Annotated in this window: 11 protein-coding genes, 1 tRNA gene, 1 other RNA gene and 1 pseudogene; 5 read left to right on the top strand and 9 right to left on the bottom strand. The window is 62.5% G+C overall.

The features are described 5' to 3' along the window. Positions 1–18: 18 nt before the first annotated feature. From K419_RS0115715 to K419_RS0115685, 8 genes are all read right to left on the bottom strand, one after another. The gene (locus K419_RS0115715) at positions 19–219 is read right to left on the bottom strand and encodes a cold-shock protein (RefSeq protein WP_012773903.1); all 201 of its coding nucleotides are present in this window, start codon (positions 217–219) and stop codon (positions 19–21) included. A 105-nt stretch (positions 220–324) separates the two neighbouring features. Beyond that, on the bottom strand, positions 325–3,876 hold the full coding sequence (nifJ, locus tag K419_RS0115710; protein ID WP_026842420.1) for a pyruvate:ferredoxin (flavodoxin) oxidoreductase: 3,552 nt from the start codon (positions 3,874–3,876) through the stop codon (positions 325–327). 160 nt (positions 3,877–4,036) lie between these two features. Beyond that, entirely contained in the window at positions 4,037–4,630 is a 594-nt protein-coding gene (gene recR / locus K419_RS0115705) for a recombination mediator RecR (RefSeq protein ID WP_026842419.1), read from the bottom strand. 144 nt (positions 4,631–4,774) lie between these two features. Further along, a complete protein-coding gene (locus tag K419_RS0115700) occupies positions 4,775–5,089 on the bottom strand; it encodes a YbaB/EbfC family nucleoid-associated protein (protein WP_026842418.1) in 315 nt (104 codons plus the stop codon). A 49-nt stretch (positions 5,090–5,138) separates the two neighbouring features. After that, positions 5,139–6,887, bottom strand: a complete 1,749-nt coding sequence (dnaX, locus tag K419_RS0115695; protein ID WP_026842417.1) for a DNA polymerase III subunit gamma/tau — start codon at positions 6,885–6,887, stop codon at positions 5,139–5,141. A 91-nt stretch (positions 6,888–6,978) separates the two neighbouring features. Next, positions 6,979–7,077, bottom strand: an RNA gene (gene ffs / locus K419_RS23210) — signal recognition particle sRNA small type. Positions 7,078–7,108: 31 nt separating this feature from the next. Next, positions 7,109–7,199 (bottom strand) — tRNA-Ser (locus K419_RS0115690). A gap of 120 nt (positions 7,200–7,319) precedes the next feature. Next, a complete protein-coding gene (locus K419_RS0115685) occupies positions 7,320–7,664 on the bottom strand; it encodes a hypothetical protein (RefSeq protein WP_026842416.1) in 345 nt (114 codons plus the stop codon). 232 nt (positions 7,665–7,896) lie between these two features. Here K419_RS0115685 and mfd point away from each other — a divergent pair, with 232 nt between their 5' ends. From mfd to K419_RS24490, 4 genes and pseudogenes are all read left to right on the top strand, one after another. Then, a complete protein-coding gene (mfd, locus tag K419_RS0115680; protein ID WP_026842415.1) occupies positions 7,897–11,370 on the top strand; it encodes a transcription-repair coupling factor in 3,474 nt (1,157 codons plus the stop codon). A gap of 59 nt (positions 11,371–11,429) precedes the next feature. Beyond that, positions 11,430–12,392 (top strand): peptidylprolyl isomerase, encoded by a 963-nt coding sequence (locus K419_RS0115675; protein ID WP_026842414.1) that lies wholly within the window; start codon positions 11,430–11,432, stop codon positions 12,390–12,392. Positions 12,393–12,476: 84 nt separating this feature from the next. Then, positions 12,477–12,884 (top strand): annotated as a pseudogene (locus K419_RS24495) (SurA N-terminal domain-containing protein); the annotation flags it as partial. After that, positions 12,885–13,436, top strand: a complete 552-nt coding sequence (locus K419_RS24490; protein WP_318842537.1) for a peptidylprolyl isomerase — start codon at positions 12,885–12,887, stop codon at positions 13,434–13,436. Positions 13,437–13,519: 83 nt separating this feature from the next. Here K419_RS24490 and K419_RS0115665 read toward each other — a convergent pair whose 3' ends face one another. Next, the gene (locus tag K419_RS0115665) at positions 13,520–14,413 is read right to left on the bottom strand and encodes a DnaJ C-terminal domain-containing protein (RefSeq protein ID WP_026842412.1); all 894 of its coding nucleotides are present in this window, start codon (positions 14,411–14,413) and stop codon (positions 13,520–13,522) included. A gap of 153 nt (positions 14,414–14,566) precedes the next feature. Between K419_RS0115665 and K419_RS0115660 the strand changes: the two genes are divergently transcribed. Next, positions 14,567–15,514: protoporphyrinogen/coproporphyrinogen oxidase (locus K419_RS0115660; RefSeq protein WP_026842411.1), on the top strand; the 948-nt coding region annotated here is incomplete at its 3' end.

Raw genomic sequence — 15,514 nt, 5'->3', positions numbered from 1 at the left:
TCACGTTTAAAGCTTCCTTTAAACCCTGGTCACATTGGCGGCCTGCAGGCCTTTGGGGCCCTGCTGGACGTCGAAGGTGACGGAATCGCCCTCTGCCAAGGATTTGAACCCCTCGCCCTGGATCGCGGAAAAGTGCACGAAGACATCTTCGCCGTTCTCCTGCTCGATGAAACCAAACCCTTTGCTGTCATTGAACCATTTCACTACGCCTTTAGCCATTACCACATCTCCTGTTGCTGCTTTACGGTTGATCTGCCGGGACCGGCCCCGGCACAGGTGAAGATTTTATGCAGCGCTTTTACCGGTGTCAAGCGGTCTTGAGCATTATTTGTTCTCGAAGTCCATTTCCGCCATCCGCTTATAGAGATCGAAGCGGCGGGCGGTGAGCTCGGAGGAGCGGGCCATGAGGGTGGCAGCAGCCTCAGGGTTGCTCTTCTTCAGCACGCGGTAGCGGTTCTCGCCGTAGGCGTACTCTTCGAGGGAGATGCTCGGAGCCTTGCTGTCGAGCTGGAGCGGGTTCTTGCCCTGCTCGGCGAGGTCCGGGTTGTAGCGGACCAGCGGCCAGTGGCCGGAGGCTACCGCACGCTTCTGGGTCTCGACCGCGGTTGCCATGTCGATGCCGTGGGCGATGCAGTGGCTGTAGGCAAGGATGAGGGACGGTCCGTTGTACGCTTCCGCCTCGATGAACGCCTTGACCACCTGGGCCGGGTTGGAGAGGGAGACCTTGGCGACGTAGACGTTGCCGTAGGCCATGGCGATCATGGCGAGGTCCTTCTTCGCCTGGGGCTTGCCGCCCGCAGCGAACTGGGCCACGGCGCCCATCGGGGTGGACTTGGAGGCCTGGCCGCCGGTGTTGGAGTAGACCTCGGTGTCGAGGACCAGGAGGTTCACGTTCTTGCCGGAGGCGATGACGTGGTCCAGGCCGCCGTAGCCGATGTCATAGGCCCAGCCGTCGCCCCCCACGATCCAGACCGACTTCTTCACCAGGTAGTCGGCGATGGAGAGGAGCTTCTTGGCTGCGGCGTCCTTGGACCCTGCCAGGAGATCCTTCAGCTTGGCGACGCGTGCGCGCTGCGCCTCGACGCCGGCCTGGGTCTGCTGGTCGGCCCCCTTGATCTCGGCTACCAGCTCTGCCGGGAGCGAGACCACGTCCAGGAGCTCGGTCGCGGCCTGGTTGAACTTGTCGACGGCAAGTCTCATGCCGAAGCCGAACTCGGCGTTGTCCTCGAAGAGGGAGTTGGACCAGGCCGGGCCGCGGCCGTCGGCGTTCTTCGCCCACGGGGTGGTGGGGAGGTTGCCGCCGTAGATGGAGGTGCAGCCGGTGGCGTTGGCGATCATGGCGCGGTCGCCGAAGAGCTGCGACATGAGCTTCAGGTACGGGGTCTCGCCGCAACCGGCGCAGGCGCCGGAGTACTCGAAGAGCGGCCGTGCCAGCTGGCTCCCTTTCAGGGTCTCCAGCTTCACCAGTTTGGGATCGGTCTCCGGCATCGCCAGGAAGAAGTCGTAGTTGGCGGCTTCCGAGGCCCGAAGCGGCGCCTGGAACTGCATGTTGATCGCCTTCTTGTTGGCGTCCTCCTTGGACTTCGCGGGGCAGTTGGCCACGCAGGCCGCGCAGCCGGTGCAGTCTTCGGGAGCTACCTGCACGGTGCACTTCATCCCTTTGAACTCGTTGCCGCGGGCGTCGGCCGACTTGAAGGTCGCCGGGGCGCCGGAGAGCTTGTCGGCGTCGTAGACCTTCATCCTGATGGAGGCGTGCGGGCAGACGAAGGAGCAGATGCCGCACTGGATGCAGAGCTGCTCGTCCCATACCGGGATGTCGACTGCGATGTTGCGCTTCTCGTACTGTGAGGTGCCGGTCGGGAAGGTGCCGTCGGCCGGGATCATGGAGACCGGAACCTCGTCGCCGTAGCCGGCGATGAGCTGCGCGGTGACTTCCTGGACGAACTTCGGCGCATGGGCGCCGACGACCGGGGGCTTCCTGAGGGCGCTGCTAGCCTTGGCCGGGACAGTTACCTCGAAGATGTTCTCCAGCGCCGCGTCGACCGCCTTGTTGTTCATGTCGACAACCTTGTCTCCGGACTTGCCGTAGCTCTTCTTGATGGCGTCCTTGATGGCTGCGAGCGCGGTGTCAAGCGGCATGATGTTGGAGATCTTGAAGAAGGCGGTCTGCATGATCACGTTGATCCTGGCGCCCAGGCCGAGTTTCTCGCCGAGCGCGATGGCGTTGATCACGTAGAACTTGAGCTTCTTGTCGATGATCTGCTGCTGCACTTCGACCGGCATGGAGTCCCAGACCTGCTCCTTGTCGAACGGAGAGCAAAGGAGGAAGGTGCCCCCCTGCTTGGCGTTGGTCAGCATGTCGTACTTCTCGAGGAAGGAGAAGTTGTGGCAGGCGATGAAGTCGGCCTGGTCGATCAGGTACGGGGAGCGGATGGCCCCCTTGCCGAAGCGCAGGTGCGAGGTGGTGACGGAACCGGCTTTCTTGGAGTCGTAGACGAAGTAGGCCTGGACGTTGTTGTCGGTCTTCTCGCCGATGATCTTGATGGAGTTCTTGTTGGCGCCGACGGTGCCGTCGGAGCCCAGACCGTAGAACATCGCCGCGTAGGTCCCGGCGGAGGGGTTCACGAAGCTCTTGTCGAAGTCGAGCGAGGAGTTGGTCACGTCCTCTTTGATGCCGATGACGAAGTGGTTCTTCGGCTTGTCCGCTTTCAGGTTGTCGAAGACCCCTTTGGCCATGCCCGGGGTGAACTCCTTGGAGCCCAGGCCGAAGCGGCCGCCGACGATGATCGGGTAGTTCTTGAACGAGGTCTTCCCGTCGGCCATGGCCTCGCCGATGGCGGTCCTCACGTCCAGGTAGAGCGGCTCGCCGAGAGAGCCCGGCTCCTTGGTGCGGTCGAGGACGGCGATCTTCTTGACGGAGGCCGGCAGGCAGGCTGCTACGGCATCTACCGGGAAGGGCCTGAACAGGCGTACCTTGACCAGACCGACCTTCTCCCCCTGGGCAGCCAGGGTCTCGATGGTCTCCTGCACGGTGTCGGCGGCGCTGCCCATGACGATGACGACGCGGTCGGCGTCGGGGGCGCCGACATATTCGGCGACCGAGTACTTGCGGCCGGTGATCCCGGCGAACTTCTCCATCTCCTCCTGCACGATCTTGAGGGCTGCGGGGTAGTAGGCGTTGACGGTCTCGCGACCCTGGAAGTAGACGTCGGGGTTCTGCGCGGTGCCGCGCATCACCGGGCGGTCCGGGGTGAGGGCGCGCAGGCGGTGCGCCTGCACCAGGTCGTCGTCTATCATGGCGCGCATGTCGTCGAAGGTCAGCTCCTCGACTTTCTGCACCTCGTGCGAGGTCCTGAAGCCGTCGAAGTAGTGCATGAACGGGACGCGGGCGCGCAGCGTGGCGGCCTGGGCGATCAGCGCGAAGTCCATGACCTCCTGCACGTTGTTGGAGCAGAGCATCCCCCAGCCGGTGGCGCGGGCGGCCATGACGTCGGAGTGGTCGCCGAAGATGTTGAGGGCGGCGGCCGAGATGGCGCGTGCGGAGATGTGGAACACGGTCGAGGTGAGCTCGCCGGCGATCTTGAACATGTTCGGGATCATCAGCAATAAGCCCTGGCTGGCGGTGAAGGTCGTGGTCAAGGCGCCTGCCTGGAGTGCGCCGTGGACCGCGCCGGAAGCGCCCCCCTCGGACTGGAGTTCGGACACGGAGGGAACCGTTCCCCAGATGTTCTTCTCGCCCTTGGCGCTTTTCTCGTCGGAGATCTCTCCCATCACGGAAGAAGGGGTGATCGGGTAGATTGCGATCACCTCGTTGGTGGCGTGTGCCACGTGCGCTGCTGCAGTGTTGCCGTCAATCGTTACCATTCTGCGGGACATTGATTTCCTCCTGTAGGTGAAGATTACTGGACCTTGAAAAAACGCTTTCGGAACATTAAACCGTGACTGAAGACCTGTTGCGGTGTGGCAGCGGACAGCGATCCACCCCGCGGCAAACGTTGTTTTCCGGCGGCTCTTCCTTCTCGGTCGCCGGTCGCCGCTACAACTCGGAGCGCCCCTCGACTGCCCGCTGCACCGTCGCGGCATCGACATATTCCAGGTCGCTGCCGACAGGTATGCCGTGTGCAAGTCTGGTGACCTTTATAGACAGCGGTTTTATCAGCCTGGTCAGGTAGAGCGCCGTAGCTTCGCCCTCGACGGTGAAATTGGTGGCGATCAGCACCTCGCGCACCTCCCCCCCCTGAAGCCGCTGCATCAGCTCGGCAATCCTCAGGTCCTTGGGCGTAACACCGTTTAAAGGTGAAAGTGCCCCCTGCAGCACGTGGTAGCGGCCGCCGAAAGCGCGGCTTCTTTCCAGTGCCAGAAGGTCCTGCGGCTCTTCGACCACGCAGATGGTGCCGCTATCGCGCTCGCCGGAACAGATCCAGCACGGATCGTCCTCGGTGATGGCAAAACAGACCGAGCACAGATGCACCCTTTCTCCCACCTGCAGGAGGCTTTGCGCTAACGCCTCGATATTGCTGGGATGCTTCAGCAGATGAAAGGCCAGTCTCAGCGCGCTCTTCTCGCCCACCCCGGGCAATTTCTTCAGCTCCCCAACCAGCCTGGTCAACGAGCCCGAAAAATGTAGCATATTCCCACCACGGATAAAACAAGTTTTTACTGGTTAATTTTACGAAAAAAATTTTCAGCCAAGAAATCCATAATTAAAGGGTGCACACCTTACGGCGTGCACCCTCATCTTTTATACCTATCCCGCTGTCAGGTGGCCGTACCCTTAGAAAAGGCCCGGGATGCTGAGCCCGCCGGTGATCTTGCTCATCTCCTCGCTCATCTCGGCGTGCACCTTCTTCAGGGCCTCGTTGACAGCGGTCAGCACCAAGTCCTGAAGCATTTCGACATCTTCAGGATCGACGGCCTCCTTCTTGATCACCAGGGAGAGTACCTGGTTCTTGCCGTTCACCACGACGGTGACCGCACCGCCGCCGGTGGCGACCTCGGCGGTCTTGGCCGCCGCTTCTTCCTGCAGCTTCCCCATCTTCTGCTGCATCATCTGAGCTTGTTTCATGATCTGCGCTAAACCTTTCGACATCTTATCCTCCGATTTCCATTTATTGATCTAAGCGTACCGCGGAACATCGTTATGATTGTATGACATCCTTGCCGGGGATTTCCTTCACTTCGGCGATTTCCCCGTCGAACAGCGCCACCGCTGCGGCCACCAGCGGGTGCTCTTCCGCCTCGCGCCTCAGGGTTGCCTGTCGCTCGGCGTTTTCAAGGCTTTTTTTTTCCGACAGGCTCGGCGGCGCGTCCTTCGGGGGTTCGCTCAACACCGTTATCCTCACCGCCGGGGCTCCGCCGAAATGGGTCTTGGCGAGTTCCTTCAGTTCCGCCACCCGCTCCGGGTCCTGCATCCTCTTCAGCTCGAAGGTCCCGTTCAGGCAGCCGATCTCCAGCAGTTGGCGGGAGACCTGGACCGGGTAGACCTGCTCCAGCTCGGTGCCTAGCATGGGACGCTTCCCTTTGACGAACTGCACGAAGCTCCCCCAAAGCTCGCCGCTCCCCGCGTCGGCGGCTGCCGGCGCAACTGAAGCTGCCGGCGGGGCAGGGGGGGGCTGGGGAGCCGGAGCGGCAGGGGGCGCGGCCGGGCGTGCGGCGTGCTGGTCCCGGGCGGCAGGGGGCGCCTGGACCGGCGGCGCGGCGGCGCGGGGGGCGCCCTCCTGGCGGGGCGGCCGCGGAGCCGCGGGCGCTCCGGATTCCAGCGAGTCCAGCCGGGAGAGGAGTTCCTGCACCGCGACCGCTGGCGCCAGTGTCGCCATCTTCATCATGGTCATTTCCAGCACCAGGCGCGGGAAGCTCGCATGCGCCATCTCCGCCTCGGCCTTCAGGAGCAGCGTCAGGTGCCGCTGGAGGTCGGTCGCCGAAGCGCCGTCGGCCAGGGCGCGCAGCTCGCCAAGCTCCGCCTCGGAGAGTTCCAAGAGGTCCCCCGGTTCGCCGACCGCCTTCAGGATGGCCACGTTGCGGAACTGGTCGATCAGCTCGCGGCAAAACTGCCTCATGCTGTAACCGAAGGAATCCACCTGCGCCACGATCTGCAGGGCGCAGCGCACCTCCTTCGAGAGCACGGCGCGGCAGCCGTCCATGATCAGGCGGCGATCCACCACGCCCAAAAGTGCCGCGACGTCGGCGTCTGCGACCTGGTTGCCGCAAAAGGCGAGCACCTGGTCCAGCGTGGAGAGCGAGTCGCGCATGCTCCCGTCCCCTTTTCTGGCCACAACGGCAAGCGCCTCGTCCGAGACCTGCACCCCCTCCTGGTCCACGATGTAGCGCAGCCTGGAGACGATGCGCGGCAGCGCGATCCTCTTGAAGTCGAAACGCTGGCAGCGCGACAGGATGGTGATGGGGACCTTGTGAGGTTCAGTAGTGGCGAAGATGAACTTGACGTGCGGGGGAGGCTCCTCCAGCGTCTTCAATAGCGCGTTGAAGGCGTTGGTGGTGAGCATGTGGACTTCGTCGATGATGAAGATCTTGTAGCGCGAGCGCGACGGGAGGTACTTGATGTTGTCGCGCAACTCCCTGATGTCGTCCACGCCGGTGTTGGAGGCGCCGTCGATCTCGAAGACGTCGACAGAGTTCCCCTCGGTGATCTCCAGGCAGGTGGAGCAGGTATTGCACGGCTCCACGGTCAGCCCGCTCTCGCAGTTGAGCGCCTTGGCGAGGATGCGCGCCGAGCTGGTCTTCCCCACCCCGCGGGCCCCGGTGAAGAGGAAGGCGTGCGCGACCCGCCCACCGTCGATGGCGTTTTTCAGGGTCTGACTGACATGCTCCTGGCCGACCAGATCGCTGAAGGTCTGGGGGCGCCATTTTCTAGCGAGTACGAGATAGGACAAGGGGGCATACCTCTATGGCGTCGTGGTTCATGGTGTTTGGTTCAATGGTTCGCGTGGGGCGGGGGGAGGCTGGGGGATTGCGGAAAGAGCTGATAGCTGGGCTACCCCGCGGCACACGGTGGCGGTTACTGCCGCTGCTTCCTTCCGGACCTGACGGGGTTCATAACCTTCCGTTGCGCGGGACCCAGCTATCAGGTCTATCCGCAAGGAATTAGTAAGTATGGCGGAGAGAGAGGGATTCGAACCCTCGGTACGCTATTAACGTACACACGCTTTCCAGGCGTGCTCCTTCAACCACTCGGACATCTCTCCACAACAAGAGCGAGATATATAATATACGCCGTCGGAATTGTAAAGCGATTTCTTCATTGGGAGGAAAAGAGTTGCCGGGTCGGCTTTCCCGTAGGCCGCACCCGGCGACGCTGGGGGAGTTCAGTTGGCAGTTTCGTCCGGGTGGCGCGCCTTTTTTCGTTTGCTGACGATGGCCTGCAACAGCGACTGCTGGTCCTTTTGCTGCAGCAGCTGTTTCTCTATGATGGACTTGACCGAGAGCAGGTCCTTTTTCAGCGTCTCGGCGCTTTTCACCAGGTGCCTGGCCCTGGGGTCGCTGCGGACGTACGGCGCCAGCAGGTGCAACGCTTCCGCGATCTTGCGGCTGACCAGCACACGTTCCCGGTAGTCCTCCAGACGGCCCGCTTTCAGGCGTTCTTCCAGTGCGGCAAACTCCCCAGCGAAGTAATTGATCACGTCGGAGTGCAGGATGTCTTCTTGTTTCATCGGTTCACCTATGTGTGTGGCTATATGCACTGGGGTTCTCCCCTGACCAGGTCTTTCGGTGGCGGTTTCCTTACTTAAATGACTTTTCGGCCTCCCCCGTTTTTTCTTTATAAATATTTCTGCTCTCCGGGCAAAAGTTCTCGCCCATCTTTGTGGATAATCGGCCCTGTTTTTGCTATGCTCAATCGGCGTTCGCGCCACCCACCACCCGAGAAAGGCCCTGTCTCCAGCGATGACCATACCCGTACCCGAATACCTGAAGAGCATTAAGGAAAAACTCGCCCCCGAAAAGAGCCGGTTGAGCCTCGCGGGGGTGGACGGCTCCGCCCCTGCTTATCTCTTGTCGCGGCTCATGACCGAGTCCGGCCCCCCCTTGGTGGTTATCACCTCTGACCAGGAGAGCGCAGACGAGCTTGCCCGCGAGCTCCGCTTTTTCAGCTGCAGCCACAACGCGGTACTCCCCTTCCCCGGCTGGGACGTCACCCCCTTCGAGGCGGCGAGCCCACACCCGGACCTCGTGGGGGAGCGGCTGAACGCTCTTTTGCGCCTTATGGACGGCGGCGCCCGGGCCGTCGTGGTGCCGCTTGCCGCCGCGCTGCAGCGGGTGATTCCGCGCGAGACCTTGGGGGGCGTCTGCCAGTACCTTGTGGCCGGCGAGGAACTCGAGCGCGAGACCCTGGTCGAGAAGCTGGTGAAGCTGGGCTACTCCCATGTCCCTATCGTCGAGGATCGCGGCAGCTTCTCGGTGCGCGGCGGGATCCTGGACATCTTCCCCCCGGACCAGGAGAGGCCGGTGCGCATCGAGTTCTTCGGCGACCTGGTCGAGACCATGCGCCTTTTCGACCCGGTCACCCAGCGCTCGCTGGAGCCTCTTGACGAACTGGTGCTGCTCCCCTCCCGCGAGGTGATCCTGTCGGAGGGGGTGGTCAAGGAGTTCACGCCGAGGCTGAAGCGGCGCTGCGACCACCTGGGGATCGGGGCCGACCGGCGCCGCGAGCTTTTGGAGCAGCTGCAGCACGCCATCTACCCCCCCGGTGTGGATTTCCTGCAGCCGCTCTTCCATCCGGGGCTGGAGACGCTCTTCGACTACGCAGGCCCCGGCGCTACCCGCGTCCTCGTCGACCCGGCCGCCATAGCGGAGGCGTGCGAGCGCTTCGAAGCGGATCTCACCAAGGCGGCGGCCCGCGCCGAGCTGCGCGACGCCATCATCTGCGACCCCGCCGACCTCTACCTCGCCCCCGAAGAGTTTCACGACACGCTGAACGCCGGGCGCCGCCTGGAATTCCCCCGCCTGGAGCTAGCCGGCGAGGGGGGGGAGACCCTCCGCCTGAAATGTGTCGCCAACAGCGACCTGAAGCTAGGGGTGAGCCCTGAGGGGGATCGGGTCCTGGCACCCTTGACCGAGAAGATGGTGACCTGGATCGCGGCGGGAAACCGCGTGCTGGTCCCGTGCCACCAGGCGGGACAGGCCAGAAGGCTCTACGAGCTCCTTTCGCATTACCGCCTCCCGCTCGACTCCACCCAGGACTGCTTCGCGGACGTGGCCGCGCGTCCCCCCGGCCGTGTCGAGATCCTGACCGGGGAGATCTCCCGCGGCTTCAGGCTTGAGGAAGAGCGCCTGGTCGTGGTCGCCGAGGAGGAGATCTTCGGCAAGAGGGTGAAGCGGCGCGGGCTCTCCGAGGCGAAGAAGCAGCAGCTGCTTACTTCGCTTGCGGAGCTTAAGCCGGGCGACCACATGGTGCACGTCGACTTCGGGGTAGCCATCTACCGCGGGCTCCAGCACCTGAGCCTCACCGGGCTGGAGGGGGACTTCCTGCTCCTGGAATACGCCGGCGGCGACAAACTCTACCTCCCGGTGGACCGCATCAACCTGGTGCAGCGCTACGTGGGAGCGGAGGGGATCGAGCCGAGGCTCGACCGTCTCGGCGCGGCGGGTTGGGAAAAGGCCAAGGCGAAGGCCAGGGCCGAGGTGCAGGAGATGGCGGCAGAACTCCTGAAGATCCACGCCGCGCGCGAGGTGCAGCAGGGTTTCAAGTTCTCCCCCGCCGACGACATGTACCGTGCCTTCGAGGCCTCCTTCGCCTTCGAGGAGACCCCGGACCAGGCCCAGGCCATAGATCAGGTGATCGCGGACATGGAAAGCCCGCGCCCCATGGACCGGCTGGTCTGCGGCGACGTCGGCTACGGCAAGACCGAGGTGGCCATGCGCGCCGCCTTCAAGTCGACCCTGGACGGGAAACAAGTGGCGATCCTGGTCCCCACCACGGTCCTCGCCCAGCAGCATGCCGAGAGTTTCGCCTCGCGGCTCAAGGATTACCCGGTCCGGGTGGAGATGCTCTCGCGCTTCAGGACCCCCCAGCAGCAAAAGCAGATCCTGGAGGGGGTGAAGAAAGGGGAGGTCGACATCGTCATCGGCACCCACAGGCTTTTGCAAAAGGACGTAGTCTTCAAGGACCTGGGACTTTTGATCGTCGACGAGGAGCAGCGCTTCGGCGTGGCCCACAAGGAAAGGCTCAAGCAGTTCCGCGCCGTGGTCGACATACTCACCCTCACCGCTACCCCTATTCCGCGCACCCTCTACATGTCGCTCATGGGGATACGCGACCTCTCCATCATCGATACGCCGCCGGTGGACCGGCTCGCCATCAAGACCTTCGTCTCCCGCTCCTCGGACGAGCTGATCCGGGAGGCGGTGCTCAGGGAGCTCAGGCGCGGCGGGCAGGTGTTCTTCGTCCACAACCGGGTGCAGACGATAGGGGCCATGGCCGAGGAACTGAAGCGGATAGTCCCCGAGGCGAAGATCGCGGTGGGGCACGGCCAGATGGCCGAGAAGGAGCTGGAGCAGGTGATGCTCTCCTTCATGCATGGCGAGACCAACCTCCTTCTTTGCACCACCATCATCGAAAGCGGCCTCGACATCCCGACCGCCAACACCCTGATCGTGAACCGGGCCGACACCTTCGGGCTGTCGCAGCTCTACCAGTTGCGCGGCAGGGTGGGGCGCTCCAAAAGCCGCGCCTACGCCTATCTCCTCATCCCCGGCGAGGGGGCCATTTCGCCTGAGGCCCGGGAGCGGCTGAAGATCCTGCAGGAGTTGACCGAGCTGGGGGCGGGTTTCAGGATCGCCACCCACGACCTGGAGCTCAGGGGGGCGGGCGACCTCTTGGGGGCGCGGCAAAGCGGGGACATCGCGGCGGTGGGATTCGAACTCTACACCGAACTTCTGGACGAGGCGGTGCGCACCCTGAAGGGTGAGGCCCTGCCGGAGCGGGTCGAGCCGGAGATCAAGCTCAAGGTTCCCGCCTTCATCCCGGAGGATTACGTACGGGACCCGAACCAGCGTCTGATGATCTACAAGAAGCTGACCCAGCCGACCGACGAGGCCGAGATAGACGATATCCGGGCGGAACTCGCCGACCGCTTCGGCCAGCTCCCCATGGCAGCTGTCTACCTGTTGGAGGTGATGCGCCTGCGGGTGACGCTGAAGCGGCTCCTGGTGAAGGAGATCGAGCTGGCCGGTAACGAGCTGGTCCTCTCCTTCCACGAGCGAACCCCCGTCTCGCCCGACGCCATCATGGCTTTGCTCAGGAAGGAGAAGGGGAAATACCGGTTCACGCCGGACTTCCGCCTCTACGCGCGCCTGGCCGACGGCTCCTTCGAGGGGGTCCTTTCCGAGGCCAGAAATCTCTTGAAATGCCTAGGCTGATATGCTAGCGTTCGACCGCATTTGAATACACTTACATTTTTTGGAAAAAGGAGCTAACCGTGCATTTCACCAAGACCGCCGCAGTGCTGTTACTCGCGCTTTGCGTAGCCGCGACCGGATGCAAGCAAAAGGCAGAGAGCGAAGCGAAGAAGGGACCGGGTAACGGTATCGTTCTGGCAGAGGTCAACGGCGCGAAGATCACCGATAACGACTTCTACAAGGAGCAGGCCGCTCTCCCCCCCTACCTCAAGCCGATGACCGAGACCCCGGAAGGGAAAAAGGAGATGCTGGACACCATGGTGGTGCGCGAGCTGATCCTGCAGCAGTCTAAAAAAGAGGGCATCGACAGCAGCGCTGAAGTGGCGGCGAAGCTCGAAGACCTGAAAAAGCGCGTCATCGTCGAAGCATACCTGAAGAAGAAGGTCGAAGAGTCCGGCAACATCAGCGACGCCGACATGAAGGCCTTCTACGAGAAGAACAAGGAAAAGTTCCAAAGCGGCGCACAGATCAGGGCGAGCCATATCCTGGTCAAGAGCGAAGCCGAGGCTAAAGATATCCAGAACCAGCTGAAAAACGGCGCAAGCTTCGAGGAACTGGCCAAGAAACACTCCATAGACGGCGCAGCGCAGAAAGGTGGGGATCTCGGGTGGTTCAGCAAAGGCTCCATGATTCCCGACTTCGAGAAGGTCGCCTTCGGCCTGAAGGAGGGGGAGACCTCCGGGATCGTCAAGACCCAGTTCGGCTACCACATCATCAAGAAAACCGGCGACCGCCCCGCAGGTGCACGCTCCTTCGAGGATGTGAAGGACCAGATCAAGGCGGCCATGGTGCCGGAAAGGCAGCAGGAGACCTTCAAGAAGCTCAAGGAAGAACTCAAGAAGAACGCCAAGCTTAACATCAAGGAAGATGCCCTGAAGGAGCTGAAGAGCGCGCCGGCAGAAGGGGGCAAGGGAGCGGGCGCCGCACCCGAGGCAGAGGCCGCGAAACCGGCACAGCAGCCGGCACAGCCCAAGGCGCGCTAGCGCCTGCAGGAACAAGGCAGCACCAACGGCGGCCGGGCATGAGCCCGGCCGTTTTTACTAACCGGCAGCAAAAGCAATAGAGAGAGCATCATGTCCAAGATCATTATCGGCATCGCCGTGCTGGCGCTTTTGGCGCTGCACCCCGCAGCATCCACCGCGAAACAGGTAAGCGGCATCGCCGCCATTGTCAACGACGAAATCATCACCACCCAGGAACTGGACAAGGAGTACCTCCAGATCCAGAAGGACGCGGACAAGGTTCCCGGCTCCGACAAAAGCGGACTTCGGGGAGCGGCGTTGAACCGCCTCGTCGAGAGGAAACTGATCGAGCAGAAGATCCGCGAGCTCAACATCAACGTTTCCGACGAGGAAGTGCGGCTTGCCATAGAGGACGTGAAGAAGCAGAACAACCTGACCCAGGAGAACCTGGAGCAGGCGCTCGTCACCCAGGGGTTGACCCTGGCCCAGTACCGCACCCAGTTGAAGGAACAAATGGAGCGCCTGAGGCTGATGAGCCAGGAGGTCCGCTCCAAGGTCCAGGTGGGGGAGCGGGAGATGCGCGAATACTACCAGGCGAACATCGCCGCATACGGCGGCAGCGAGGTTTACAGCGCCCGCCACATATTCTTCAAGGTGGACAAGAAGGGGGGCGCCGGGGAGCTCTCCAAGGCCGAAACGCGCGCCAACGAGGTGCTGGCCAAAGCGCGCGCCGGAGAGGATTTCGCGGCTCTGGCCAAGAAGTACTCCGACGACCCGGCGGCAGCCAAAGACGGCGGCGACCTGGGGACCTTCAAGAAGGCCGACATGCTCCCCGAGATAGGGGACACCGTGTCCGCGATGAAGCCTGGCGAGGTGAGCTCCATTGTGCGCAGCCCAGCTGGGCTGCACATCATCAAGTTGGAGGGGAAGAAGCAGGAAGCAGGACGGCCCTTCGATCAGGTGAAGGACTCCATCGAGGACACCCTCTACAAGAAGAAGTCCGACGAGCGCTTCGCCCAGTGGGTGAAGGAGCTTCGTGCCGGCGCAGCCATCGAACTCCGCTAGCTCCTCTCCCGCAACCCACTGATCAGGGACAAAAAAAGCCCCTCCCGGAATCCGGGAGCGGCTTTTTACTTTTGCTCCTGAAGTTACAACCCTTCTGCCGCCAGTTGCTCCACCAGCTCACGCTGGCGGTGGCTCAGTTTTTCCGGGACATGAACCGCGATCCTCACGTACATGTCGCCGCGTGCCTGCTCCCCGACCAGAGGGAACCCGAGCCCCTTGAGCCTCACCTTGGTACCCGCCTGGATGCCGGCCGGTATCTTGATCCGCTTGGCGCCGGACATGGTGGGGACCTCGATGTATCCCCCCAGCACCGCCTGCGAAAATTTCACCTCGTGGTTCAGCACCAGGTCGGCCCCCTCGCGGGTAAAGAGCGGATCCGCCCCCACAGTGACGGTGAGGTAGAGGTCCCCGGAGCTACCTCCCATGCGCCCCGCGCCTCCCCGCCCGGCGACTCGGAGCTTCGCGCCGCTCTCGATCCCCGCCGGGATCTTCACCGACAGCTCCTCCCGGGCGCCGTCGCGCATGAAGGCGACACGCTTCTCCGCCCCGTCGTACGCCTCGCGGAAGGTAACCTGGATCTCCATGGAGAAGTCCTCGCCCTTTGCCGCCATCCGCCCGTGCCCGCCGCCGCGCTGGCGCCTTAGGGCGTCGCCGAAGATACGGGAAAAGATGTCGTCGGTGCCGAACCCCTGGTCGCGGAACATGTCGTCGACGTTGAACCCCCTGAAGATGTCTTCCTGGGAGAATTTCTGATGGAAGTTGGTGGAACCGAACTGGTCGAATTGTTCCTTCTTTTTGGGATCCGACAGGACCGCGTACGCCTCGTTTATCTCCTTGAAGCGCTCCTCGGCCTGTTTGTCTCCCGGGTTCTTGTCCGGGTGGTATTTCACGGCGAGTTTGCGGTAGGCCCGCTTTATCTCGTCGACAGAGGCCCCTTTCTTTACGCCAAGGACCTCGTAATAATCTCTTTGTGCCATGGGTAACGTCCTTTCTTATTGCTATGGGATAAGCTGTCCAGAATGTAATAGCTGGAACAAAGGTTGTCAACATGTTGTAAACCTTGACAAGCTGCGGCAGCCGGGCTTATATAAGCGCGTGATTAACGACTTTTTAACGCGAGGAGCTGTCAGATGAAGCAATTCGACGCCATCGTCATAGGTGCAGGGATCAGCGGACTCAGCTTTGCCAACTACGCCGCTGCCGCGGGACTGAACACGCTGGTCCTGGAGAAGAGCGGCCGGGTGGGCGGGTGCTTCCATTCGCACCGCTTCGACGGTGAAGCGGCTGGCTTCTGGCTCGAACTGGGGGCGCACACCTGTTACAACTCCTACCAGGGGTTGATCGGGCTTATGGAGCAGCACGGCATGATGGAGAGCATCCTGGCCAGGGAGAAAGTCTCCTTCAAGATGCTTGTCGATAACGAGATTAAAAGCATAACCTCGCAACTCTCCTTCCCCGAGCTGTTCGGCTCGGCATGGCGGATCTTCACCCTTAAAAAAGAGGGGGAGAGCGTCGCCTCCTACTACGGGCGCATCGTGGGGCGCAAGAATTACGACCGGGTCTTCGCACCGGCTTTCAACGCGGTCATCTCGCAGCGCGCCAACGACTTTCCCGCCGACATGCTCTTCAACAAGCGACCCAGGAGAAAAGACGTCATCAAGAGCTTCACCCTGCAGGGGGGGCTCAACACCGTGATCGACAAGCTCTCCGCCGCTGCCGGCATCACCGTTGTAACCGGCGCCGAGGTGGCCCGGGTGGCGCAGGGGGGGAAAGGTTACGTCATCGAACTCGCCGGCGGCGAGGGTTTCGAGGCGCCGCGGCTGGTTTTGGCCACCCCGCCCCCCGCAGCCGCGCAACTCTCCGGCGAAATCTCCCCCGAACTCTCCCGCCTCTTCACGCAGATCAAGGTGGAGAACATAGAGACGGTAGGTGCCGCGGTCAAGAAAGGGAAGCTGACGCTCCCCTCCATGGCCGGCATCATCCCCATCGGCGAGAACTTCTATTCCGCCGTTTCCCGGGACACCGTGCCGCACGACAGTTACCGCGGCTTCAGTTTCCATTTCAAGTCCGGGGGGGGG

The sequence above is a fragment of the Citrifermentans bremense R1 genome, from assembly GCF_000426865.1.
Taxonomy (GTDB): Bacteria; Desulfobacterota; Desulfuromonadia; order Geobacterales; family Geobacteraceae; genus Geomonas; species Geomonas bremensis.
This window is presented reverse-complemented; position numbering and strand designations above follow the sequence as displayed.

Bases quoted from the DNA above. Each gene is read 5' to 3' on its own strand.
- K419_RS0115715 (WP_012773903.1), bottom strand. From the start codon at position 219: ATGGCTAAAGGCGTAGTGAAATGGTTCAATGACAGCAAAGGGTTTGGT.
- nifJ (WP_026842420.1), bottom strand. From the start codon at position 3,876: ATGTCCCGCAGAATGGTAACGATTGACGGCAACACTGCAGCAGCGCAC.
- recR (WP_026842419.1), bottom strand. From the start codon at position 4,630: ATGCTACATTTTTCGGGCTCGTTGACCAGGCTGGTTGGGGAGCTGAAG.
- K419_RS0115700 (WP_026842418.1), bottom strand. From the start codon at position 5,089: ATGTCGAAAGGTTTAGCGCAGATCATGAAACAAGCTCAGATGATGCAG.
- K419_RS0115685 (WP_026842416.1), bottom strand. From the start codon at position 7,664: ATGAAACAAGAAGACATCCTGCACTCCGACGTGATCAATTACTTCGCT.
- mfd (WP_026842415.1), top strand. From the start codon at position 7,897: ATGACCATACCCGTACCCGAATACCTGAAGAGCATTAAGGAAAAACTC.
- K419_RS24490 (WP_318842537.1), top strand. From the start codon at position 12,885: ATGGAGCGCCTGAGGCTGATGAGCCAGGAGGTCCGCTCCAAGGTCCAG.
- K419_RS0115665 (WP_026842412.1), bottom strand. From the start codon at position 14,413: ATGGCACAAAGAGATTATTACGAGGTCCTTGGCGTAAAGAAAGGGGCC.